Origin of the sequence: Bacillus sp. AFS002410, assembly GCF_002556365.1 — a bacterium.
GTDB lineage: Bacteria > Bacillota > Bacilli > Bacillales > Bacillaceae_G > Gottfriedia.
Genome location: NZ_NUEU01000023.1, coordinates 40,763 through 64,844 on the forward strand (window position 1 = coordinate 40,763; position 24,082 = coordinate 64,844).

Here is a 24,082-nt window from a genome sequence, read left to right on the forward strand (position 1 = left end):
TCGCAATTAAAATGACGCAATCGCAAATAAAAAATGAAAATCGCAATTAAATTCGTAGAATCGCAAATAAAAATTGCAGAATCGCAAATAAAGCTTAAAAAGACTTAGATATTGCTAGAAAGGATCTTATTTTTCTATTAGTTGGAACGTTTTTGAGTTGAATCATGAACAAATTAAGTTTAATGCGTTCGTTTTAGTTGAAAACTTCTTCATTTTTGAATGATTCGTTGGTACTCATTTTTGTGAGTCGGAAGAACTGCAAATAAAGATCATTACTCTGCAAATAAGGCTATTAAAACTGCAAATAAAGTTTGAGGTGCAAATAAAAAAGCCAAATCTGCAAATAAAAATTAAGAAACTGCAAATAAAAAAGCCAAATCTGCAAATAAAATTAGGTAGGTGCAAATAAAAATTCTAAATCTGCAAATAAAAGTCAGGAAACTGCAAATAAAAAAGCCAAATCTGCAAATAAAATTAGGTAAGTGCAAATAAAAATTCTAAATCTGCAATTAAAAATACTGAAACTGCAAATAAAAAAGAATCATCATATAAAACTACTTAAAAGATCACTAAAATTTCTTCATAATGACTAAGCTCTACTTTAGAATTGCAAATTATCACCTAAATCCTCTAAAATTAGCCCATTTCAACAATAATTTATACTAATCCAATGAAAAATAAAAAATGCACTTGATATGAGAACAGTTATAGAATATACTAACATTAAGTTAATTACTTACAAAAAGTAACCGCTTGATTTTATTACACTTTTTTTATCTGTACCATTCTTAAATAAAGCGTTCAGATTTAATCTGTACTGTTCCTGGGTTAAGTAGTTAAGTTTTATCTGTACCGTTCCTAAATTAAGTAATTTAGTTAAATCTGAACTCTACACTAATTAATTAAGTAATCAGGTGTAATCTGAACTATTCTCAAATCAATAAACTAATCAGCTTTAATCCATACTGCACCTAAATCAAGTTCAGTAAACAACTATAATCTATACTGTTCTCATAATAAGTTCAGTAGTCAATTTTATACTTAACTGCACTCAAGTTAAGTTCAGTAAAACAAAAATATTAAATAAAGGGAGAGAATTTACATGAAATGGTTCACTAGAATTATCCAAGGAGTTTTAATTATTGCATTCTTAATGTCTGGGTTTGTGAAACTAAGTGGTAATGCTCAGATGTTACATGATTTTAAAGAGGTTTATGGTTATTCAAAGGGTATGATGTATACGATTGGTTCGTTTGAGGTGTTAGGTGCGATTGGTTTATTAGTTGGTTATTGGAAGACATTTATAGGTAAGCTTGCTTCAATTGGATTAGTCATTATTATGGTCGGTGCTGTATTTACTCATTTACATGCAGGTCAAGGCATGAGTGTTGCAATGGCTCCATTTATTCTGTTAGTGTTAACATTAATTGTTCTATTTTCAAGAGGAGGTAAATTAAAATGAATTTTCATGAAAAGCCACAAGTTTATGCTCCAACGGTTGAATTGAAAGTTGCAAGTTTAGAGCGTTCGTTAGCGTTTTATCAAGAGGTTATTGGTTTAAAAGTATTGGAGCATTCAACAACAACAGCTAGTTTAACAGCTGATGAGGTAAATGTTTTAATTAATTTAGTTCAACCAGACAATGTTACGCCTAGAAATGAACGAAATACTGGGTTGTATCATTTAGCGTTATTAGTACCAACTAGAAAAGATTTAGGTATTGTGCTTAAGCATTTAATAGAAACTAGAAATCCGCTTCAAGGTGGTTCTGATCATTTAGTTAGTGAAGCGATTTATTTAGCGGATCCAGATATGAATGGTATTGAGATTTATGTAGACCGTCCATCTGAGAATTGGCAATGGCATAATGAGTATGTTGTGATGGATAGTAAACGATTAGATGTAGAGGGATTATTAGCTCTAGCTGAGAATGAATCTTTTACTGGATTACCTAAAGGAACGATTATGGGACATATCCATTTACAAGTTTCTGATTTGGCTAGTACGGAGAAGTTTTATTGTGATGGGCTTGGATTTGATGTTGTGACGAAGTACGGTGCACAGGCATTATTTATTTCTACAGGTCGTTATCATCATCATATCGGATTAAATACATGGCATAGTGCAGGGGGTTCTGCAGCAAGTGAGAGTAGTGCAGGATTAAAGAACTTTACTTTGTTATATCCAAGCGAAGAAGAAAAATTAAAAGTTGTAAATCGTTTAAAAGATATGGGGGCGACAGTATTTGTAGAAGATGGTACTACATTTACGAAGGATCCTTCAGGCATAACAATTAAATTATTAGTTGGTTAAGGAAAGAAAGAGACATTTTCAACAGTTTATCTGTTTGAGTATGTCTCTTTTTTTCGTTTATTTCTATCATATTTTTTCATTGAAAATAATATATTTGAACAACATGTACATTTACTAACTTTGGGTGAGGGGACTAAAAAGGGGAGTGAAAAAGTGTTACATATTGTGGTTTGTATTAAACAAGTTCCAGATACGAAAATCATTAAGATGAATCCGAAAACGAATACGATGGATCGTTCAAGTGCGCCTGCGATTTTAAATCCGTATGATGCTCATGCAGTTGAGGAAGCTGTTCGAATTAAAAATAAATATGGAGGAAAGGTGTCAGTCATTACGATGGGGCCTCCGCCAGCAGTAAAGGCAATTCGGAAATGTATCGAAATTGGTGCAGATGAAGGGTATATGATTTCAGATCGTGCATTTGCAGGAGCTGATACTTTAGCGACAAGCTATGCGTTGACAAAAGCAATTGAGAAAATAGGACAAATTCAAGCGGTTGATTTAATTGTATGTGGAAAGATGACTATTGACGGTGATACTGGACAAGTTGGACCAGGTATTGCACGTCGTTTAGATATTCCTCCGTTAACTTCTGTTAAGAAGGTTCAAGAAATAAATAAAGATGATGGATATGCAATTGTTCATCGGAAAATTGAAGATGGACATGAAGTGATAAAGACGACATTACCTTGTTTATTCGCGGTTGAAAAGGAAATAAATGAAGTTCCATATTCACCGCTTCCAAATTTAATTAAAGCTGCAAGATATAATCCAACGATTTGGGCTGTTAAGGATTTAGAGAATATTGATATTAAACAATTAGGGTTAAAAGGTTCACCGACTATTGTATCAAAAGTTTGGGCTCCGCCAAAGGCTAAAGGTGGAACGATTTTTGAAGGAACATCACTAGAGAAAGTAAATGAACTCATGAAAATTTTAAATGAGAAGAAAGCATTATTTGAAGTGAAAGGAGAGGTATAAATGGATTTCTCAGAGTACAAAGGTATTTGGGTATTTATTGAAGAAAACGAAAAAGTCATTGCACCGGTATCGCTAGAACTTCTCGGTGCTGGTAAAGAATTAGCTGAAAAGCGTGGATGTGAACTAGCAGGATTATTAATTGGTGATAACGTGAAATCGTTAGCCCCTACATTATTTGAATATGGTGCTGACATCGTTTACGTATATGATGATCCAATTTTTAAAGATTATCGTACGGAATCTTTTATGAAAGCAGTACTTGAATGCTCCAACAAATATAAGCCCGAAATTTTACTATACGGTGCGACTTCAAAAGGAAAAGACTTGGCAAGCGCAGTAGCTACTGACTTACCTACTGGTTTAACGGCGGATACGACTGTTTTAGATGTTGAAGAAGATACTGGATTATTGTTAGCTAGTCGACCAGCTTTTGGTGGGAATATTATGGCAACGATTCTTTGTAAGAAATATAGACCTCAGATGGCTACAGTTCGTCCAAAGGTTATGAAAGCGCTCACCCCTACACCTGGTGCTGAAGGGGTTGTAATTGAAGAGGAAATTGATTTAAAAGAAGAAGATATTCGTACAAAAGTATTAGAAATTGTACGTGCAACAACTAAAAAGGTTCGAATTGATGAAGCGGATATTATCGTGGCAGGCGGTAAAGGGCTGGGTAGTAAGGAAGGTTTTCAGCTAATCAATCTATTTGCTGAATCAATTGGCGCAGCTGTTGGAGCTAGTCGTGATGTTGTAGAAGCTGGCTGGGTTGAACATCATCATCAAGTCGGTCAGACGGGTGTGACCGTTACACCTAAAATTTATTTTGCTATAGGGATATCTGGCGCAATTCAACATATTGTTGGGATGCAAAATTCTGGCCTTATTATTGCGATAAATAAGGATCCGAATGCGGCAATCTTTCAATCTTGTCATTACGGCATCGTGGGGGACGCATTTGAAATTGTACCAATGCTAATTAACCAATTCCAAGAAAGTTTATCTTTAAAGGAGGAAAATCACGATCATGCCGGAAAAATTTGATGTAATTGTCGTTGGAGCAGGCCCAGCAGGTATATCATGTGCATACGAGCTCGCCAAAAAAGGTGTTAGTGTTGTCCTTATTGAAAGAGGGGAATATCCCGGTTCAAAAAACGTTATGGGTGGCGTCTTATATCGAAAAATGATGGAGGACATTATACCTGAGTTTTGGAAGGATGCTCCAATTGAACGTGTTATTGTTGAACAACGTGTAATGATGCTTGATAAACAATCAGCTACAACCTTTGGGTATAAAGGGCTTGAATTTGCTGAAGAACCTTTCAATAATTTTACTGTTCTTCGCTCAAAGTTTGATCAATGGTTCGCTCAAAAAGCAGTAGAACAAGGTGCTTTGTTAATCAATGAAACGGTTGTACTAGAGTGTATCGTCGAAAATGATGTAGTAATTGGGGTAAGAACAGATCGTCCAGATGGCGATTTATATGCAGATGTTGTTGTTCTTGCTGATGGAGTAAATTCACTTTTAGGAAAATCATTAGGTTTCCATAAAGAATGGAGACCAGATGAAGTCGCATTAGCAACGATGGAAATTTTAAAACTAGACAGTAAAATTATTCAAGATCGCTTTGGACTAGAAGGAAATCAAGGGGTCGCAATTGAGCTTTTTGGAGATGCGACAAAAGGGATCGTCGGAACAGGATTTTTATATACAAATAAAGACTCGCTAAGCATTGGGGTCGGTACATTATTATCAGGTATGATTGAGCAGAAAATAAAACCATATGACTTACTTGAATATGTAAAGAATCACCCGATGATTAGACCATATATTCAAGGAAGTGAGCCTCAAGAATATTTAGCACATTTAATTCCTGAAGGTGGTTATAAATCGATTCCTAAATTAGTAGGTAATGGAGTATTGGTAATTGGTGATGCAGCGCAGTTAGTTAACGCAATTCATCGTGAAGGTTCAAATATGGCAATGACTTCTGGAAGATTAGCAGCAGAGACGATTATCGAAGCTAAAGCACTTGATAATTATTCTGATGTAGTTTTAAAATCATATGCTGATAAATTACTAGCTAGTTTTGTTGGGCAGGATTTGAAGAAATATAAGGATGCAACTCACCATTTTGAAAAATTCCCTCAATATTTCGAGCAATATATTCCACTATTAAATAAATCTGCTAGCCAAATGTTTACAGTAGATGGTAAGTCTAAATGGGAAAAACAAAAGAATATTATGAGTAATTTAGGAGGAGCAAAAGCTAAGTTTAAGCTAGCGAAAGACGTATATAAAGCATGGAAGGTGATGAAATAAATGAGTGAGACAAAAAAAGAAAGTACTATCGAAGAAAAACAATATCTCGTTCGTTTTAATGCTGATACTAAATCACACTTAACTGTATTAGACTCTGATATTTGTATGACAAAATGTCCTGATAAAATCTGTACGATCTTCTGTCCAGCGGAAGTATACAAATGGGAAAACATTCGAATGCATGTTGGATACGAAGGTTGTCATGAATGTGGAAGCTGTAGAATAGGCTGTCCTCATCAGAACATAAAATGGGAATATCCGAAAGGTGGGCACGGAATTATCTTTAGATTGGGGTGATAAGATGTTCTCGATAGGCAACTATGTTATGTTTAGCTTAGATGGTGCTGTGGGAACGGTTATGGAAACTAAAGACAATAAATGCTTAGTAGCTTGGGAGGATCGAGTTTGCAGCTGGGCAACGTTCGACCTTCTAAGGAAAATAAGTTGTGCTGAATTAATTCAAATTTTCACTCCAAAATAATTAATATTTTAATCGTGTAAATATAAAAGAACGTATAAAATATGTGAGACTATTAAAAGATATAGTATCTAAAAACTATATCTTTTTTTATTTTGAAATAATATGAGACAACTCGTATTTATACCAAATCAGCAATAAAACAAATGGAAGTTAAAAAAGTCTACAAGTAGATCATGATAAATTAAATAAAATTTAGAATAATATGATTGACTAAAGAATAGATTGAATTTATATTTAATTTTAAATATTCAAATAATAGGAGTGTTTAGATGGGGAATGCATTAGTGTTTCAGTCAGATTTTGGATTATTAGATGGAGCAGTTAGTGCTATGTATGGTGTTTCTTGTAGCGTAGATGATGATATTAAAATTTACGACCTAACCCATGATATACCTCAATACAATATTTGGGAAGCTTCTTACCGACTTGTGCAAGCAATGAATTACTGGCCGATTGGAACGGTTTTCGTTTCAGTAGTAGATCCAGGTGTAGGCTCAGATCGCAGAAGTATAGTTGCTCGAACAAACACGAATCACTTTATTATCACACCTGACAATGGAACATTAACTCACATTGGCAAAGTATATGGTATTAGCCAATTAAGAGTCATTGATGAAGAAATTAATAGACTACCAAATTCAAGTGAATCTTATACTTTCCATGGTAGAGATATTTTTGCCTTTACAGGTGCAAGATTAGCTACTGGGAAAATTGATTTCGAAAATATAGGACCAGAAGTGGATCCAAATTCATACATACAATTACCAATTAAAGAATGCCATAGCGAAAATAATTCGATAACAGGGACAATCGACATACTTGATGTTCGATATGGTAGCATTTGGACAAATATAGGTCGAACAGACTTTTTAAAACTAGGCATTACACACGGAGACTCAGTTGAAGTATTCATTACTCATCAAGGAAGAAAAGTATACAAACAAGAAGTTAAATATGGAAAATCATTTGCAGACGTGGCAATTGGTGAACCAATTCTATATGCAAACAGCCTTGATCAAATGGCAGTTGCGGTAAATCAAGGGTCTTTTACAGATGAATACGGAATTGATACAGGTATTGAATGGGAGATAAAAATTAAAAGTAATGGTTGAGAACAGGAAAGAAATAAAGATTTTAGTAATTTTTTAAATAAAAGTTTATCTCAGGAGTTTACTTATATATAAGTGGACTTCTTTTTTTTGTGTGAAATTTGGTTTGATAATTAAAATATTATTCATTTGGAATAAGATGTTTGAGATTTTTTTCACAAAAAAATCATTTTATACTATGTTAATTTTCTAATTTTACGGATATTTGTAAAATTAAAGGTAAAATTTTAGTGAATGTTTTCACAATTAATTCACAGACATTTGATTTTTTCTTTACTATAATTGGCACTAACTTCAAGCGAGATTTAGAACATTTATTTAAAAACATCATTTGAAGAATTTATTTTAAGGGGTTTTGATTAAATGAAAGTATCAAAAATTGTAGCGGTTGGATTAGTAAGTGCATCTTTTATAGGGGCAACAAAAACAACTTTTGCAGCTGTTACCTCTCAAGCAGAATCAAAGGTTGGCGTTAGTTTTACTACGGGTTCTGGTCCGGTTACACCAGTAGATCCAACTGATCCAACAAATCCGCTTGAGCCAATTGGCCCAACTGATCCAACCGATCCACCAACTGGTGAGACAGGTTCATTAACTTTAGACTATGTTTCTTCAGTTCAATTTGGATCAAAAGAGATTTCTGGTAGTGAAATGACTTATTCATCTAAATCTAAAAAGCCATTTATCCAAGTTTCGGATAGGAGAGGAACTGGTGACGGTTGGAAAGTAACAGCAAAAGCTAGTAAATTTAAAAGTGGTTCAAGTGACACATTACCTGGTGCAGTTCTTACGTTTAAGAATGGGACAGCTGTGTCACCAGGAGATGGAGCTGCTCCAACTCCTGCTCAAACAATCACTCTTAATACAGATGGATCATCTGCAGCGACAGTAGTCACTGCTGCAGCCGGTACTGGTCTTGGAACTTGGGTTACAAGATGGTTAGGTCCAAATCCAGATGTAAATGATGGCGCAGAAAACAATAATGTTACATTAACAATTCCAGGTGGCTCCGCTACAGTTGGAAATCATGAAGCTGTTGTTACTTGGACTCTTCTTGATGCCCCTGGAGTATAATTGTCTACATAAAAAAGCCTAATCGTATTATTGACCTGATAAAATACTTTAAAAAAGTTATTTTTTCAGGCTTTTTTTATTGTATTTAATGAGAATTCAATCTATAAAAATTGAAAAACATTCAGTATAATTTATTACATCTGAAATTATAGGAGTGGAATATTTTGGAACCATTAGCAAGCAGATCAAGTCGATTGTTAGCAATATTAGTTGATATTTTTATTAGTGCTCTTTTCCGGTTTGTTTTTTTATTAATTACGGGGATAGCTGAATTCTCAACATTTACTGATCTAAAAAAGGTAGAAAAATTAAGCGTAGGGAGTTCTATTATATCAATTATTTGTGTTGTTATATTCTATATTTTGATCCCAACATATGTTTGGAAAGGACAAACAATTGGAAAACGTTGGTTAAAAATTGCAGTAGTTAAAGAAGACAATCAAGAAGTAAATTTGGGTACGATGTTTGTTAGAACAATTTTTTCATTTTTAGGATACGTAAAAATAAAATATCTTTCATTTATTGTAGGTATTGTTGCATTTATCGATCCATTTTTTATATTTACTTCAGAAAGAAAAACGTTACATGATCGAATTGCTAAAACAAAGGTTATTGATGTTTAAAAAAAGAAAGCTAATTTAAGCTTTCTTTTTTATTACTATATTAATAAAATTCATCATGCTTATTTTAAAATTTTCATCTGGCGAATATGTTCGCGAGTTTCTTCTGTACCTAATTCGTATATTAATTCATATGCTTGTTTTAAAAAATAGTCGTATCCATCATTGTTTTCTTGACTCCAGTTTGTAATTGGAATGATGAATGCAGTTTGTATCCCTGCAGCTTCATCATAATTGTCAATTTGATGAAAAATTCTTTCGAGTCTGTGTTTATCATCAATCGTTCCGTCAATCTCTAACTCATATGCAGCATCACCTTGATTTGGAACAATTGTTTTTGCCTGAACTGATACGTAATATCTCCTTTTTTCCATAAATATCTCCCTTTTCAATATTGATTATCTTTTTTATTATCTTCTCAGACAATTGCTTTATTCAAAATTAGTATTTCCAAAAAGGAATTTCATAAATAATATTGAAATATAAATTTGATAAAACGATTGTTAAGTAGTTAATAAAGGGGGATAGAATATGAAGGGACTATATCGAGACTTTTTTCTTCATTTCGATATCATCGTGATGGGGGTACTTTTTTTAATTGGATTTATTTATAGTATAGGCTTTCACTTTTCTTGGCTTGTTGTTTTAATTTTTATTGTAGGTTTAGTCTTTTTTATGTTTAGTGAATATGCAACTCATCGCTTCTTTTTTCACCTAAAGGCACCAAAAAATAAACTATTTCTTAAATTTATGAAGCGAATCCATTATGATCATCACACTTATCCAGATGATTTGAAATTACTTTTTTTACCAATCTGGTATAGCATTCCGAATCTTGGAACACTTTGTATTATTTACTTTTTAATTACAAGGGATCTAATTCAAACTTTCGCATTTGGTTCAGGATTAATTTTTATGTTGCTTATGTATGAGTGGAAGCATTACGTTGCCCATCGACCAATTAAGCCAAAAACAAAATTAGGGAGAAATGTAAAAAAACTTCATATATTACATCACTTTAAAAATGAAAACTATTGGTATGGTGTATCAACGCCAATATTTGATGGGATTTTTGGTACATTGAAAGATGAAAAAGAAGTTGATACAAGTAATACTGCGAAAGCTTTAGAGGAAAGAATGTAAAATTAAATATTTAACTAAAATGCACAGTAATTTCTACTGTGCATTTTTCCATTTTAATCAGTGTTAATTTTTTATTAATTTTGAAAAAAGGGCAAATATTTGAACATTTCAATAACTATACTGAAAATAAGGGGGGATAATTGTGTCATTGATTCGAACGAAAAATAAAAATATAGAGATAATGGTAACGAGAATTTTCTATGGATAAACTTAATTACAAAAAAATTATGTTGCTCGGATTTGGTTTTTTTGCGATTAGTCTTACTTGGTCAGTTTATAATGCGTTTATGCCAAAACTTTTAAGTGATTATATAAAGTCGTCTGCATTAATTGGATTTATCATGACTTTTGATAATTATTTTGCACTATTTTTACAACCAGCCGTAGGGATGTATAGTGATCGTCTAGACTCAAGATTTGGTAGAAGAATGCCATTTTTAATAGTCGGTATGCCTCTTGCAGCATTGTTTACTTTTTTAATTCCTTTTCATCAAACGCTTTTCATGTTAATCTTCTTTATTCTTTTTATGAACTTAAGTATGAGTGTTTTTCGTTCACCGGTTATTGCACTTATGCCTGATTTAACAAGGCTTGAACAACGTAGTAAGGCAAATAGTGTCATTAATTTCATGGGTGGAATTGGTGCGTTAATTGCTTTTTTTATTGGATCAATTTTGTGGGATGAAAATAAAGGATTTCCTTTTTATTTAGCAGGGTCACTTATGTTAGTCAGCTTTTTAATTCTCTTTTATTTTATAAGAGAAAAAAGAGATGTTTTAAATTATGAAGTGGCTGAAGAAAAGGTAAAATTAAAAGAAGGTTTTCGTTCTGCTATTCAAAATAAAAGTGCATTATTTTTATTATTAGCTATTCTTAGCTGGTTTACTGGCTTTAATGGAATTGAAACTTTTTTTACGCGATACGGAGAAGTTTATTTGGGAGTTAAAGTAAGTGCAGCTGCGTTTTCATTTGCATTTATCTCATTAGCATTTTTACTTTTTGCAATTCCTGCTGGATTCATCGGAACAAAAATCGGCAAGAAACGTAGCATATTAATCGGCATATTTGGCATCATGATTGGTTTTATTGTTTTATTCTTCTTAAAGGATTTGTTTACAATTCGAATCGTTTTTTTAGTAATGGGATGCTTGTGGGCATTAGTAAATATTAATTCATATCCTTTTTTAACTGAAATGGCACCAATTGGATTTATTGGAACGTATACGGGACTATATTACTTATTTTCTTCAATTTCCAATATCATCTCTCCTCCATTACTAGGAGGAATTATGGATTTAATTGGATTTAAGTATATGTTCCTTTATGGTTGCTTATTTATAACAATTTCATTTTTTATGATGCTAAAAGTAAAAGAAAATCATATTACATTTAAAAAAAATTCGGATGCATCAATGTGATGGTCTGAGTTTTTTTTATTGATAAGGCAATTTCACATATTTAATTTTGAAATGACAAATACTTAATAATGCTGATGTTTCAGTGTCTTCTTTTGAAGGGGAATAGTTGAAAAAACTTTAGTTAGGAGCACCACAACATGACAACTAATATCAATAAATTGATTGACCATACAGTTTTAAAACCAGAAACAACTAAAGCTCAAATTGAAAAATTATGTCAAGAAGCAAAGGAGCATGATTTTGCCTCTGTTTGTGTGAATCCAACTTGGGTCAGTCTTTGTGCAAGTTTGTTAAAAGGTACAGAAGTTTTAGTTTGTACAGTAATTGGATTCCCTTTAGGGGCTAATACAAAAGAAACAAAAGGCTTTGAAACGAAAAATGCAATTGAAAATGGAGCACAGGAAGTTGATATGGTAATCAATATCGGTGCTTTAAAAGATAAAGATTATGACACTGTAGAACAAGATATAGCAGCAGTTGTAAATGCAGCAAAGGGTAAAGCTTTAGTAAAAGTAATTATTGAAACAAGTCTTTTAACAAACGAAGAAAAAGAAATGGCATCAAAGCTTTCTGTTAAAGCAGGGGCTGATTTCGTGAAAACTTCAACTGGATTTTCAACTGGTGGAGCAACTGTAGAAGACGTTGCATTAATGCGAAAAACAGTTGGTCCTGATATAGGAGTGAAAGCATCCGGTGGTGTCCGAGATCTTGCAAGCGTAAATGAAATGGTTAAAGCAGGAGCAACTCGAATTGGTACAAGTAACGGCATAACGATTGTCCAAGGAAATGTGGCAACTGAGGGCTATTGATTCTTTTTATAGCAAAAGAGTGTTAAGTTTCAAACTTGACATTTACCTGTTGACCTATCAATAGTTTATGTATTATAATCGTAAAAGACATGTAGAAAAGTGTTCTTTTTTGCAGTGTTTTATTGATTGTAAGTGGTAGCTTGGAGGGAGGGAAAAGTAAGATGTCTAAAACAGTCGTTCGTAAAAACGAATCTTTAGAAGATGCTCTTCGTCGTTTTAAACGTTCAGTTTCTAAAACTGGTACGCTTCAAGAAGCAAGAAAACGCGAATTTTATGAAAAGCCAAGTGTAAAACGTAAGAAAAAATCAGAGGCAGCGAGAAAACGTAAATTCTAAGAGAGGGTGTTACTATGAGTCTTCTCGAACGTTTGAATTCAGATATGAAACAAGCGATGAAGGAAAAAAATAAAGACAAGTTATCCGTTATCCGAATGGTGAAAGCATCATTGCAAAATGAAGTAATTAACTTAGGGAATAATGTAACATTGTCAGCTGATCAAGAGTTAACAATTTTAACTCGTGAAGTGAAACAACGTAAAGACTCCCTCCTGGAATTCGAAAAAGCTGGTCGTCAAGACCTTGTGGATAAATTAAAGCAAGAGTTACTGATTCTAGAAGAATACTTGCCTCAACAATTATCTGAAGACGAACTTCTTGAAATTGTACGCGTTACAATTTCAGAAGTCGGTGCTACATCAAAAGCTGACATGGGGAAAGTTATGAGTGCAGTTATGCCTAAAGTAAAAGGACAAGCTGATGGCTCTTCTGTGAATAAGGCTGTAGCAAGTCTGTTAAAATAAACGTCTATTTATAGACGTTTATTTTTTTTGTGTAATTAATTGGGCGACGTAAAGAGTCGTAAATAAATTTAGTAAATCGCTAAATTTTGGGAATCGCAAATAAAAATCAGGAATCGCAAATAAAATCTGGGAATCGCAAATAAAAATCAGGAATCGCAAATAAATTTAGTGAATCGCAAATAAAAATCAGGAATCGCAAATAAAATCTGGGAATCGCAAATAAAAATCAGGAATCGCAAATAAGATTCAGGAATCATCATTAAAATCCATGTAATTGCTAATAAAGTTAAGAAAATAAAGTGATTTGGTTCGTTTCATTATCATTTAAAGCAAAATGAACTGAAAATGAGATCGTTTCTTAGTATGATGGATCAAAATTAGTATAAAATGGTCAATTAGATTATTTAATGGTGGTTGGTGCATGGATTGAATTTCTTGAAAATTACGGCGTGCAAAGAGAAAGTTGCGATGTGCAAATAAACCTATGTAGAGTGCAAATATGTTGATTGTAGCTGCAAATAAAATCTTCCAAGTGCAAATGAAAATTGTGAAACTGCAATTAAAATCTTCGAAAGTGCAAATAAAAATTGTAAAACTGCAAATAAAATCTTCCAAGTGCAAATAAAAATTGTAAAACTGCAAATAAAATCTTCGAAAGTGCAAATAAAAAACGTGATACTGCAATTAAAACCTTCAAAACTGCAAATAAAAACCATAGAACACAAATTAAGAGCTCTTTATCAAAGAAAACAGCCATCATACCGCAAAATTATTTTAAATTTTTTTCGAAACTAATTCAAAAACACTAAAATTTGCTTGTTTCCATTAAAAAAGATCAAACCAGGGGTTAGTTTTTACACCACTTTCTAGGTTCCATCACAGAAAAAGAACACCACATTACAAGTTCCCGCGCTTACCGACCGAGAGCACACTTCCATCACAGAAAAAGAACACCCCACTATAAGTTCCTGCGCTTATCGATAGAGAGCGCACTTCCATCACAGAAAAAGAACACCCCACTATAAGTTCCCGCACTTACCATACTGAGAGCGCACTTCCATCACACTTCCATCTCTCAGAAAAAGAACCCCCACTACTCAATCCATACCTCATTCTTTGAATAAGGCATACACAAACCACCACACATCAAGTCTTAATCCCAGAACCCTTAAATAATCCCAACCTAATACACCTCACTATATCAATAACTAAATTTTATGCGTCTTAAATTTCCTATTTCCTTTTTCAATTTGTATCATACCTTCTTAAAATTCATCATAAATATGATATGAAAGGGGGAGGAGTCTATCTTGAAAAGATTAGCGCATAGTTTAAAAACATGGATGTCAAGTAAGATGGACTTACCACCAGATGTTCTTTTGGAATTGCCACGTATTACGATGTTAGGTCAACTACATATTTATATTGAAAATCATAGAGGTTTACTTGTTTATACGGATAATGAATTGCGTTTGTTAATGAAACAAGGGCAGTTATTGATTAAGGGTAAGGATTTTGTGCTGAAGACGATGTTGCCTGAGGAGATTTTGTTGGAGGGCGAAATTGAGCATGTGTATTTTATTAATGAATAGCATCTAGAACATACACCATGATCAGTCTAATGAACATGGGGGATTAGGATGAAAAACGAGTGGACTTCAAATTTAACAGGGATGGTTCAAGTGAAAGTAATGGGGCTTGGACCAGAACGTTTTTTAAATGATTGTATGCGTAAAGGGATTCCTTTGCGGGATGTGAAAAAAAGTGGAACAAATTCTATTACTTTTACGATTGAGTTAAAGGATTATAAACGGATTAAGAATATTCCTCGTAAAAAGGAGTATAGGGTTTTCTTTATTGGCAGGAAGGGACTGCCTTTTGAAATAAGACGAGCTTGGAAGTATTTTGGTTTTGTTGTTGGGATTGTTGGATTTTTGGTTGTTTTATTTTTGCTTTCGAATATGGTTTGGCGTGTTGATATAAAAGGTGCATCTCCTGAAATTGAGTATAAGCTTCGGAAAGATTTAACGGCAATGGGTGTTAAGACAGGAGCTTCTCAATTTTCAATACCAAAAATGCAAACAATCCAGAAGAAATTACAAGATGATAATCCTTCGTTGACTTGGGTAGGTGTGCAATTAAAGGGGACTACCTTTCATTTTGAAGTAGTTGAGAAGCATCTTCCAAAGCCAGAGAAAGCGTTAAAACCACGAGATATTATTGCTAGTGAAGAAGCGGTTATTGCAAGTTTGTTTGTTGAAAAAGGGAAGCCAATGGTAGTGAAAAATGATTTTGTAAAAAAAGGTCAAGTATTAGTATCTGGGGTCCTTGGAACGGAGGAGCACCCTATTTTAGTCCCGGCTGTTGGTAAAATTATGGGAGAAGTTTGGAGAGAGGAAATTATTAGTATTCCTTTGGATACTCCTTTTACTTTGCTAACTGGAGAGAGAAAAACGAGGTACTATATTGGGACTAAAGAAAATAAAATAAAATTTTGGGGTTTTGAAAAGAATAAATATAAATCTTTTGAAGGTGAAAGTAGTTCGTATCAATTTAAATTTTTAAAATGGAAATTACCGATATATTTCACTAAAAAAACAATTCTTGAAAGTAATGGTTTTGTTAGGTCATACTCTAAAGAGCAAGCTGCTGAACTTGGAAAACAATTCGGTCGGAAGGAATTAATGAAAAAGTTGAGTCCGGATGCCAAGATTTTACAAGAAAAAGTTTTGCACGAGTCAATAGACAATGGTAAAGTTAATTTAAGAATGTATTATAAAGTTTTAGAAGATATCACTAAAACGAAAACTATTGTTCAAGGGGACTGAGTAATGCCAGAACAACTACTAACGATTAATCAACAACTAGAGGATCCAAACGAAGCAATTGCCTTATTTGGTACAAATGATAAACATCTGGAAGTTATTGAAAATTTGCTTGATGTTAAAATTGTGTCACGTGGACAATCTGTACAGGTTTCAGGTGCGGATGAGAATGTGAAAACTGTTGAGCAAATCATCCAAGCTCTTTTAGAGGTTATTCGAAATGGAGTGAGTATTACATCAAGGGATGTGACATACTCAATTCAGATGGCTAAAGAGGGACGGCTATCTTCATTTGCTAGGTTGTATGACGAGGAAATAATAAAGAATTCAAAAGGGAAGCCAATTCGTGTTAAAACTTTTGGACAGAGACATTATCTTCGTGCTATTCAATCAAATGATTTAGTATTTGGAATTGGGCCTGCTGGTACAGGTAAAACATATCTTGCAGTTGTCATGGCTGTTCAAGCATTGAAAAATAATAAAGTGAGTAAAATTATTTTAACGAGACCTGCTGTGGAAGCTGGAGAAAGTTTAGGGTTTTTACCGGGTGATTTAAAAGAAAAAGTTGACCCTTACTTAAGGCCGCTATACGATGCGCTTCATGATGTTTTAGGACAAGAGCATACTGTTCGATTAATTGAAAGAGGGACGATTGAAATTGCCCCTTTAGCCTATATGAGGGGACGCACTTTGGAAGATGCCTTTGTCATTCTAGATGAAGCTCAAAATACGACAATGGCTCAAATGAAGATGTTTTTGACTCGTTTAGGATTTGGTTCTAAAATGGTGATAACGGGTGATCCTTCTCAGCTTGATTTACCTAAAGGAGTAAAGTCCGGTTTAATTTCGGCTCAACATACACTTAAGGGTGTGGAGGGGATCGGTATGACGATATTAGAACAAACCGATGTAGTTCGTCACCCATTAGTACAAAAGATTATTCAAGCTTATGATTTAGCAAAAGAATGATTCGTTGTGACCCTACAATATGATAGGGTCATTTCGTATTTTTATGATGAGGTGCATTTCTAGAAAGGGGAAACAATGAATAGTTTGCAAGCTTTAATTCTACGTTTTAAGAATCAGACTCTTGTCATATTACTATGTATTATTGCATTAGGCTTAACAAGTTTTCTTCTTTTAATTAGTCATGTTAGACCGGTAAAATACGATATTGAGCTTTTAGCAATCGCGAGTGACACTATTTATTCACCAATTACGATTGAAGATAAAGCAGCTACATATAAGAAGCGTCAAGAAGCAGCAGCAAGAGTAGAGGACGTTTTTAAATATGAAGAGGGTTATACGCAAAACCGAATTGACATAGTAAATTCAATTTTTGATATTGTAACAGAAGTAAAAACTAAAAATGCAAAAGATGATAAATTAAAAGGACAAGACCTTCTTGATAAAGAAATAAGCGATGTTAAGAAACGATTACCAGACGATGTTCGTAAAAATTTTGAAGACAGTGTCTATAGTACTTTATTAAGATCATCAGAGGAACAGTTAAATATTTCTAAAGCATCATTAAATACTTCAATTAATAATGTGATGAGTGAAGAAATTACAACGAGTCAAATTGAGGATTCACGTAGTAAACTAAGAAACGAATTATCATACGTTAGTGTGAATCCTTCACTAAAAGATGCGATGATTTCAATTGGCGAATATGCTATTATTCCAAACTACTTTTTTGATGCAGAAGAGACAAAAGAGCGAAGACGCATCGAGAGTGAAGGTGTAGATAGTGTTTATATTTTACAAGGACAAGTTTTAGTAAAAGCTGGTGAAACAATTACAAAGGAAAAATATGATCAATTAAAATTAGTCGGATTAATTCAAAGTAAACAATCGATTCAACCGTATATCGGCTTAATTTTATTAATTGGCGTATTAATGTATTTTGTGGTGAAGCAAACTGAAACGTTAAAAGAAAAGGGTAATGTTTATATAGTTGCATATTACAGCATCATAATTTTTACGATTTTAATTTTAAAAATTGTTAGTTTGTTTCAAAAGGTTGAATTTTCTGGTCTCGTATATGTAGCTCCAGTAGCAATAGGAACATTGTTAATTAAGTTTCTATTAGGTAATCGATATTTAATGGTGTCGTCGATTATTTTCTCCATTTGTGGCAGTCTGATGTTTAATCAAGATGTGAATGGTGCGATTAATTACTCGACTGGAATATATATTTTGTTTAGTTCAATCGCTGTTTTATTTTTAAACGAGGTAAAAAATAAACGCTCAATGATTTTACATGCTGGTTTCTTAATTTCGCTTGTTAATATTGCCACTTTATTTTCGTTAATTCTGATTCGAAATGGTCAATATTCTTCAGTTGAAATCGGAATTTATTTATTAATGGGCTTAACTTCCGGAGTTTTATCAAGTGTCATTACAATGGGGATTTTACCATTTGTTGAGGATTCTTTTGGGATGGTATCTTCATTTAAATTGGTTGAATTAGGCAGTCCTAATCATCCTTTATTAAGAAAAATTTTACTAGAGGCCCCAGGAACATATCATCATAGTATTATGGTTGCAAATTTGGCTGAAGGTGCATGTGAAGCGATTGGAGCGAATGGTTTATTAGCAAGAGTCGGTGCATATTATCATGATATAGGCAAAACGAATAATCCAGGATACTTTATTGAGAATCAAATGGGTGGCCGTAATCCACATGATCGAATTAAACCGATTCGAAGTAAGGATATTATTATTAGGCATGTAAGTGATGGAGTAAAAATACTAAAAAAATATAATTTGCCAAAAGATATTATTGATATTGCAGCTGAGCATCATGGGACAACTTTATTAAAGTTTTTTTATTATAAAGAAAAAGAAAACAATCCTGATGTAAAAGAAATTGATTTTCGATACCCAGGTCCAAAAGCTCATTCGAAAGAATCTGCAGTTGTTGGAATTGCTGATAGTGTTGAAGCTGCAGTACGTTCGTTAAAAGACCCGAATATGGAAAAAATCGAAGCATTAGTTTCTTCGATCGTGAATGATCGTTTGAATGATGGTCAATTTTCAATGTGTGAATTAAACTTAAAAGAATTACATATAGTTGAGAAATCATTGTGTGAGACTTTAAAAGGTACTTTCCATTCAAGAATACAGTATCCGGATGAAAGATAAGGTGAGGTAATGATTCAATTAGAAATTGATTTTATAGATGAAACGAATGAGGTTACAGAAGAACAACAATCTGATTTAACAGGGTTGATGGAGTGTGCTCTTGAGTATGAAGGTGTATCAGGAGAAGTTGAAATTTCAATTTCATTTGTAGACGATGAAAGAATTCATGAAATCAATAAAGAATATCGAGAAAAAGATCGTGCTACTGATGTCATTTCATTTCCTATGGAAGAGTTAGGTGAAGGTGAAATTGAAATCGTTGGTGTTGATTTACCACGTACTTTAGGTGATATCGTTATATCAATTCCTACTACAAAAAGACAAGCTGAAGAGTATGGTCACTCATTCCGACGTGAATTAGGTTTTTTAGCAGTTCACGGATGTTTACATCTACTTGGTTACGATCATATGAATGAAGCCGATGAAAAAGTGATGTTTACAAAACAAAAGGAAATATTAGAAAAATATGGCCTTGAAAGACTTTAAAAAAAGATCGCCATTAGTTAACTCTTTTGGATATGCATTTAGTGGCATTTTTAAAGTAATTAAAGAAGAAAGAAATATAAAAATTCACTTATTTGCAGCACTAGTTTCAGTCGGACTTGCAATTTATTTACAAATTAGTCGAATTGATTGGCTAATACTTCTGCTGATCATTACGCTTGTTATTTCGCTTGAACTTGTTAATTCTGCAATTGAAGCAGCTGTAGACTTAGCATCACCTGATCAGCATCCATTAGCTAAAAAAGCGAAAGACGTTGCAGCAGGTGCAGTATTAGTCGCTGCAATCATTTCAATCATTATTGGAGCTTTGCTATTTTTTCCGTATTTTACTATACTACGTTAATAAGACCCACTTCGTATTCGGGCGATATTAGGAGGCTACATAAATGGATAAACAAGAACTTATTAATGAGGCAATCAAAGCTAGAGTAAATGCATATGTACCATATTCGAAGTTTCAAGTTGGTGCTGCATTGCTTACAAAGGATGGTCAAGTTATTCGTGGCTGTAACATAGAAAATGCATCGTATGGCCTTACAAATTGTGCAGAACGTACTGCATTATTTAAAGCTTATTCTGATGGAATTACGGAGTTTACAGCTGTAGCTGTCGTCGCGGATACTAAGAGACCTGTCCCACCTTGTGGTGCATGTCGTCAAGTTTTATTTGAACTTTGTGGTCCAGATACAGTAGTATATTTATCGAACTTAAATGGAGTAATCCAAGAAACAACAGTAAAAGAATTATTGCCAGGAGCATTTACATCGGAGGATTTGAATGAATAAAGTAAGTTATAAATCAGGTTTTGTTTCAATTATAGGTAGACCAAATGTTGGGAAAAGTACATTCCTTAATCGTGTTGTTGGTCAAAAAATCGCTATAATGAGTGACAAACCTCAAACAACTCGTAATAAAATTCAAGGTGTGTTCACAGAAGATGATGCACAAATTGTCTTTATTGATACGCCAGGTATTCATAAACCAAAGCACAAACTTGGTGATTTCATGGTAAAAGTAGCTCAAGACTCAATAAAAGACGTTGATGCTACGTTATTTATGATTAATGCTAATGAAGGTTTTGGTCGTGGAGATGAATTTATTATCGAGAAGCTACAAGGTAGCCGCAGTCCAGTCATTTTAGTAATAAATAAAATTGATACAATTCATCCTGATGAATTATTTGAACTAATTAATAAATATAAAGATTTATATGAATTTGCTGAAATTGTTCCGATATCAGCATTGCAAGGTAATAACGTCGATCGTTTATTGCAAGTTATCAAAACTTATTTGCCAGAAGGACCGCAATATTATCCAGCAAACCAAGTAACAGATCATCCAGAAAGATTTATTATTTCTGAGTTAGTTAGAGAAAAAGTGTTGCATTTAACGAGGGAAGAAGTACCACATTCAATTGCAGTTATTATCGAACAAATTGAAAGACGTCCTGAAGGTAATGCGATTTATGTAAATGCAACGATCGTCGTTGAAAGATCTTCCCAAAAAGGAATTATTATCGGTAAGCAAGGAAGCATGTTAAAAGAGGTTGGCAAACGTGCTCGATTAGATATAGAGAATTTACTTGATACGAAAGTATTCCTAGAATTATGGGTTAAAGTTCAAAAGGATTGGCGCAACCGTATGTCTCAATTAAGAGATTTAGGGTTCCGTGAGGATGAGTATTAAGAGCATTAGTAAGGAGTAAGGGTTAGAGGATAGGTAAATAATTAAGCCTAAGATCTAGAGTTCTAAGGCTATAGGTCAAGGATTAAGATTAAGATTTGTAGTTCTTAGGCTATGGTTCTAAGTTTTAACAGGGTTAATCTTATTATTTAATAACCAAACACATTCCCTTGAGTTTTGCAAGCTTTTTATTTTTGATTTTAGTAAATTTTATACACATGAAAACCGGGAGAGAAGGTCACATTATAAGTAAGCAGGGAAAGTAATTGGCTATAGGTAATGAGCAATGAGTTGTAGCTATTCTTGAAAGGTGGTTTCTCAATGTTGAATTTTACCTGGGATGTCTTTTCTAAAACTGGAAATCTTGAGACATATTTATTGTTTAAGCAGCTTGAACAAGAACATACGGATCAGAAAAGTTACATTGATGAAGAAATAGCTGATATTGATTCCCTACATACTTAACCTTCATCCAATTGGATGGTGAGTTATTTGTTACAGCGTGTAGAAGGAATTGTATTACGGGCAAACGCTTATGGAGAATCAAATGTTATCATTACTCTCTTAACAAGAGAATTAGGTAAGATAGGAGTTGTGGCAAGAGGGGCAAAGAAGACGAATAGTCGACTTGCTTCTGTTACACAACTCTTTACATATGGGTCGTTTTTAATTCAAAAAGGCTCAGGATTAGGCACATTAAGTCAAGGAGAGTTAATTGATTCATTTCGTGATTTAAGAGGTGATTTAATTGCAACTGCCTATGCTTCGATTGTTGTTGAGCTGACAGATAAAGCGGTGGATGAGAAGAAAAATAATCCGTATTTATTTGAGTTAGTTCTTCAATTGCTTCAACATATGAATGAAGGAGCAGATGCTGAAGTTTTGACTTATTTATTTATGACAAAAATGATTCCTGTTTTAGGATATCACCCGTTTTTTGATCATTGTGTGAATTGTAGATGTAGTGCAAATGAGAATATCTTTGTTGCCTTTTCTGTGAAAGATGGTGGCTTTTTATGTCAGCGTTGTAAACATACTGATCCTTATGCTTTTTCTGTTACTGAAAAGTCAGTGAAATTAATGAGGCTGTTTTATCACTTTGATGTAAATCGTCTTGGTAAAATCGAGGTCAGTGAAGCGACGAAGAAAAATTTACAACAAATCTTATTTTCTTATTATGATGAATATAGCGGGATTTATTTAAAATCACGTAAATTTTTAGAGCAATTAAAAGTTATGGATAATTTTCTGAAAAATAATAAAGATTCTGAAACCTGAGGAAGGAAATAGGCTAACTATTTCCTTCTTTCTTTTTTAAATTGTAAAAATAGTATATAATATTTATTAGAGAGTATAACATATTGGATAGTTAGGGGTGAGGAAGATCGAACTGACAAAAAGACAAACTCAAATTCTTGAAATTGTAAAAAACAATGGACCAATTACAGGTGAACATATAGCAGATAAGCTAGCTCTTACTAGAGCTACGCTTCGCCCGGATTTAGCTATTCTTACAATGACTGGCTTTTTAGAGGCAAGACCTCGAGTTGGATATTATTACACTGGAAGAACAAGTGGTGCTCAAGTAATTGATCGAATAAAAAAACTAACGGTAAAAGAGTTTCAGGCGATTCCTGTTGTAGTTGATCGAAGTTCGTCAGTGTATGACGCAATAGTAACAATGTTTCTTGAAGACGTAGGTACTTTATTTGTTGTTGATCAAAATTCGGTATTAACAGGAGTACTTTCAAGAAAAGATTTACTCCGTGCAAGCATAGGAAATAAAGATTTGCATACATTACCTGTAGATATTATTATGACGAGGATGCCAAACATTACAATTTGTTATAAAGATGATACAATTTATAATGTAGCTAAGAGTTTAATTGAAAAACAAATTGATGCTGTCCCTGTTGTTCGTGAAAGTGAGTATGGACTTGAGGTAATTGGTCGATTTACAAAAACAAATTTTACTCGTGCGATTGTAGACTTAATGAACAATGATATGTTTTAGTAAAGTTAAGAGGTGAACATATGGGCAATTCAATCGTTTATGTTGTATCAGATTCTGTTGGTGAAACAGCGGAGCATGTCGTAAAGGCGGCAATTAGTCAATTTCATCAAAAATTCGAGATTAGACGTGTACCATACGTTGAAGATAATGCAACATTAATTGAAATCGTTCAAGTAGCAAAAGAGAATAATGGAATTATTGTATTTACGTTAGTTAAACCTGACATGAGAAAGAAATTGTTGGATGAAGCACAAAGTGCTGGAGTGATTGTTTACGATTTAATTGGTCCATTAATCGATAAAATTTCAACAACTCATAAACTGGAACCTAGAAATGAACCCGGTGTTGTTCGTAAACTAGATGAAGATTATTTCCAACGTATTGAAGCAATTGAATTTGCGGTTAAATATGATGATGGAAGAGATCCTAGAGGGATTGAAAAAGCGGATATCGTATTAATAGGTGTGTCTAGAACATCTAAGACGCCTTTATCTCAATATTTAGCTCATAAAGGATTTAAAGTTGCCAATGTACCTTTAGTTCCAGAAGTTGACCCACCAGAACAATTGTTAAAAGTACCTAAAGAAAAATGCATTGGCTTAATGATTTCACCAGAAAAATTAAACCATATTCGAAAAGAAAGATTGATTTCATTAGGACTTCATGACGGTGCTAGCTATGCTAATATTTCTAGAATTGAAGAAGAGCTAAAGCATTTTAATAATGTTGTTAATCAAATCGGTTGTAAAGTAGTAGACGTTTCAAGTAAAGCTGTGGAAGAATCGGCTAATGTTATTTTAAATTATTATTACCAAAATAAACAGATTCGTTAATTTTTTTAG

The 24,082-nt window shown here is 33.4% G+C and carries 28 protein-coding genes; 27 read left to right on the top strand and 1 reads right to left on the bottom strand.

The window, feature by feature from the left end:
• Positions 1–1,102 precede the first annotated feature (1,102 nt).
• The 10 genes from CN692_RS14935 (at position 1,103) to CN692_RS14980 (ending at position 8,901) form a co-directional block, all read left to right on the top strand.
• Positions 1,103–1,462 (top strand): DoxX family protein, encoded by a 360-nt coding sequence (locus tag CN692_RS14935; RefSeq protein ID WP_098119966.1) that lies wholly within the window; start codon positions 1,103–1,105, stop codon positions 1,460–1,462.
• Positions 1,459–2,313, top strand: coding sequence for a VOC family protein (locus CN692_RS14940; protein WP_098119967.1), 855 nt, complete (start codon positions 1,459–1,461; stop codon positions 2,311–2,313). The genes CN692_RS14935 and CN692_RS14940 overlap by 4 nt, the downstream gene beginning before the upstream one ends.
• Before the next feature lie 153 nt (positions 2,314–2,466).
• Positions 2,467–3,294 (top strand): electron transfer flavoprotein subunit beta/FixA family protein, encoded by an 828-nt coding sequence (locus tag CN692_RS14945; protein ID WP_098119968.1) that lies wholly within the window; start codon positions 2,467–2,469, stop codon positions 3,292–3,294.
• Complete coding sequence (locus CN692_RS14950; RefSeq protein WP_098119969.1) at positions 3,295–4,335, top strand: electron transfer flavoprotein subunit alpha/FixB family protein; 1,041 nt, start codon at positions 3,295–3,297, stop codon at positions 4,333–4,335. It begins immediately after the preceding gene.
• Positions 4,319–5,614, top strand: a complete 1,296-nt coding sequence (locus CN692_RS14955; RefSeq protein WP_098119970.1) for an FAD-dependent oxidoreductase — start codon at positions 4,319–4,321, stop codon at positions 5,612–5,614. Before CN692_RS14950 ends, CN692_RS14955 begins: the two co-directional genes overlap by 17 nt.
• On the top strand, positions 5,615–5,911 hold the full coding sequence (locus tag CN692_RS14960) for a ferredoxin family protein (RefSeq protein ID WP_025568180.1): 297 nt from the start codon (positions 5,615–5,617) through the stop codon (positions 5,909–5,911).
• Positions 5,912–5,915: 4 nt separating this feature from the next.
• Positions 5,916–6,095, top strand: coding sequence for a hypothetical protein (locus tag CN692_RS14965; protein ID WP_098119971.1), 180 nt, complete (start codon positions 5,916–5,918; stop codon positions 6,093–6,095).
• Between the two features lie 269 nt (positions 6,096–6,364).
• Positions 6,365–7,207: an SAM hydrolase/SAM-dependent halogenase family protein gene (locus CN692_RS14970; RefSeq protein WP_098119972.1), complete on the top strand. Its 843-nt coding sequence runs from the start codon at positions 6,365–6,367 to the stop codon at positions 7,205–7,207.
• 360 nt (positions 7,208–7,567) lie between these two features.
• Positions 7,568–8,278 carry a WxL domain-containing protein gene (locus tag CN692_RS14975; RefSeq protein ID WP_098119973.1) on the top strand — a complete coding sequence of 237 codons (711 nt, stop codon included), beginning with the start codon at positions 7,568–7,570 and terminating at the stop codon, positions 8,276–8,278.
• 164 nt (positions 8,279–8,442) lie between these two features.
• Positions 8,443–8,901, top strand: coding sequence for an RDD family protein (locus CN692_RS14980; RefSeq protein WP_179874456.1), 459 nt, complete (start codon positions 8,443–8,445; stop codon positions 8,899–8,901).
• A gap of 59 nt (positions 8,902–8,960) precedes the next feature.
• Here CN692_RS14980 and CN692_RS14985 read toward each other — a convergent pair whose 3' ends face one another.
• Complete coding sequence (locus CN692_RS14985) at positions 8,961–9,272, bottom strand: hypothetical protein (RefSeq protein ID WP_098119975.1); 312 nt, start codon at positions 9,270–9,272, stop codon at positions 8,961–8,963.
• 157 nt (positions 9,273–9,429) lie between these two features.
• Between CN692_RS14985 and CN692_RS14990 the strand changes: the two genes are divergently transcribed.
• The 17 genes from CN692_RS14990 (at position 9,430) to CN692_RS15070 (ending at position 24,073) form a co-directional block, all read left to right on the top strand.
• Positions 9,430–10,041 (top strand): sterol desaturase family protein, encoded by a 612-nt coding sequence (locus tag CN692_RS14990; RefSeq protein ID WP_098119976.1) that lies wholly within the window; start codon positions 9,430–9,432, stop codon positions 10,039–10,041.
• A 200-nt stretch (positions 10,042–10,241) separates the two neighbouring features.
• Entirely contained in the window at positions 10,242–11,459 is a 1,218-nt protein-coding gene (locus CN692_RS14995) for an SLC45 family MFS transporter (protein WP_098119977.1), read from the top strand.
• Between the two features lie 137 nt (positions 11,460–11,596).
• Entirely contained in the window at positions 11,597–12,268 is a 672-nt protein-coding gene (gene deoC, locus CN692_RS15000) for a deoxyribose-phosphate aldolase (RefSeq protein WP_098119978.1), read from the top strand.
• 161 nt (positions 12,269–12,429) lie between these two features.
• Positions 12,430–12,603: a 30S ribosomal protein S21 gene (rpsU, locus tag CN692_RS15005; protein WP_003152957.1), complete on the top strand. Its 174-nt coding sequence runs from the start codon at positions 12,430–12,432 to the stop codon at positions 12,601–12,603.
• A gap of 14 nt (positions 12,604–12,617) precedes the next feature.
• On the top strand, positions 12,618–13,067 hold the full coding sequence (locus CN692_RS15010) for a GatB/YqeY domain-containing protein (RefSeq protein WP_098119979.1): 450 nt from the start codon (positions 12,618–12,620) through the stop codon (positions 13,065–13,067).
• A 1,343-nt stretch (positions 13,068–14,410) separates the two neighbouring features.
• Complete coding sequence (gene yqfC, locus CN692_RS15015; RefSeq protein ID WP_098120095.1) at positions 14,411–14,659, top strand: sporulation protein YqfC; 249 nt, start codon at positions 14,411–14,413, stop codon at positions 14,657–14,659.
• A 48-nt stretch (positions 14,660–14,707) separates the two neighbouring features.
• Positions 14,708–15,895, top strand: a complete 1,188-nt coding sequence (gene yqfD / locus CN692_RS15020) for a sporulation protein YqfD (RefSeq protein WP_098119980.1) — start codon at positions 14,708–14,710, stop codon at positions 15,893–15,895.
• A gap of 3 nt (positions 15,896–15,898) precedes the next feature.
• Positions 15,899–16,861, top strand: coding sequence for a PhoH family protein (locus CN692_RS15025; RefSeq protein ID WP_098119981.1), 963 nt, complete (start codon positions 15,899–15,901; stop codon positions 16,859–16,861).
• 75 nt (positions 16,862–16,936) lie between these two features.
• Entirely contained in the window at positions 16,937–19,039 is a 2,103-nt protein-coding gene (locus tag CN692_RS15030) for an HD family phosphohydrolase (RefSeq protein ID WP_098119982.1), read from the top strand.
• A 12-nt stretch (positions 19,040–19,051) separates the two neighbouring features.
• Complete coding sequence (gene ybeY / locus CN692_RS15035) at positions 19,052–19,525, top strand: rRNA maturation RNase YbeY (RefSeq protein ID WP_098120096.1); 474 nt, start codon at positions 19,052–19,054, stop codon at positions 19,523–19,525.
• The gene (locus CN692_RS15040) at positions 19,506–19,886 is read left to right on the top strand and encodes a diacylglycerol kinase family protein (RefSeq protein WP_098119983.1); all 381 of its coding nucleotides are present in this window, start codon (positions 19,506–19,508) and stop codon (positions 19,884–19,886) included. Before ybeY ends, CN692_RS15040 begins: the two co-directional genes overlap by 20 nt.
• 43 nt (positions 19,887–19,929) lie before the next feature.
• Entirely contained in the window at positions 19,930–20,328 is a 399-nt protein-coding gene (locus tag CN692_RS15045) for a cytidine deaminase (protein ID WP_098119984.1), read from the top strand.
• A complete protein-coding gene (gene era / locus CN692_RS15050) occupies positions 20,321–21,229 on the top strand; it encodes a GTPase Era (protein ID WP_098119985.1) in 909 nt (302 codons plus the stop codon). The genes CN692_RS15045 and era overlap by 8 nt, the downstream gene beginning before the upstream one ends.
• A gap of 318 nt (positions 21,230–21,547) precedes the next feature.
• Positions 21,548–21,691 (top strand): YqzL family protein, encoded by a 144-nt coding sequence (locus CN692_RS15055; protein ID WP_098119986.1) that lies wholly within the window; start codon positions 21,548–21,550, stop codon positions 21,689–21,691.
• Between the two features lie 27 nt (positions 21,692–21,718).
• Complete coding sequence (gene recO, locus CN692_RS15060; RefSeq protein ID WP_098119987.1) at positions 21,719–22,504, top strand: DNA repair protein RecO; 786 nt, start codon at positions 21,719–21,721, stop codon at positions 22,502–22,504.
• Between the two features lie 97 nt (positions 22,505–22,601).
• A complete protein-coding gene (locus CN692_RS15065) occupies positions 22,602–23,240 on the top strand; it encodes a helix-turn-helix transcriptional regulator (protein WP_098119988.1) in 639 nt (212 codons plus the stop codon).
• Positions 23,241–23,260: 20 nt separating this feature from the next.
• On the top strand, positions 23,261–24,073 hold the full coding sequence (locus CN692_RS15070; protein ID WP_098119989.1) for a pyruvate, water dikinase regulatory protein: 813 nt from the start codon (positions 23,261–23,263) through the stop codon (positions 24,071–24,073).
• Positions 24,074–24,082 lie beyond the last annotated feature (9 nt).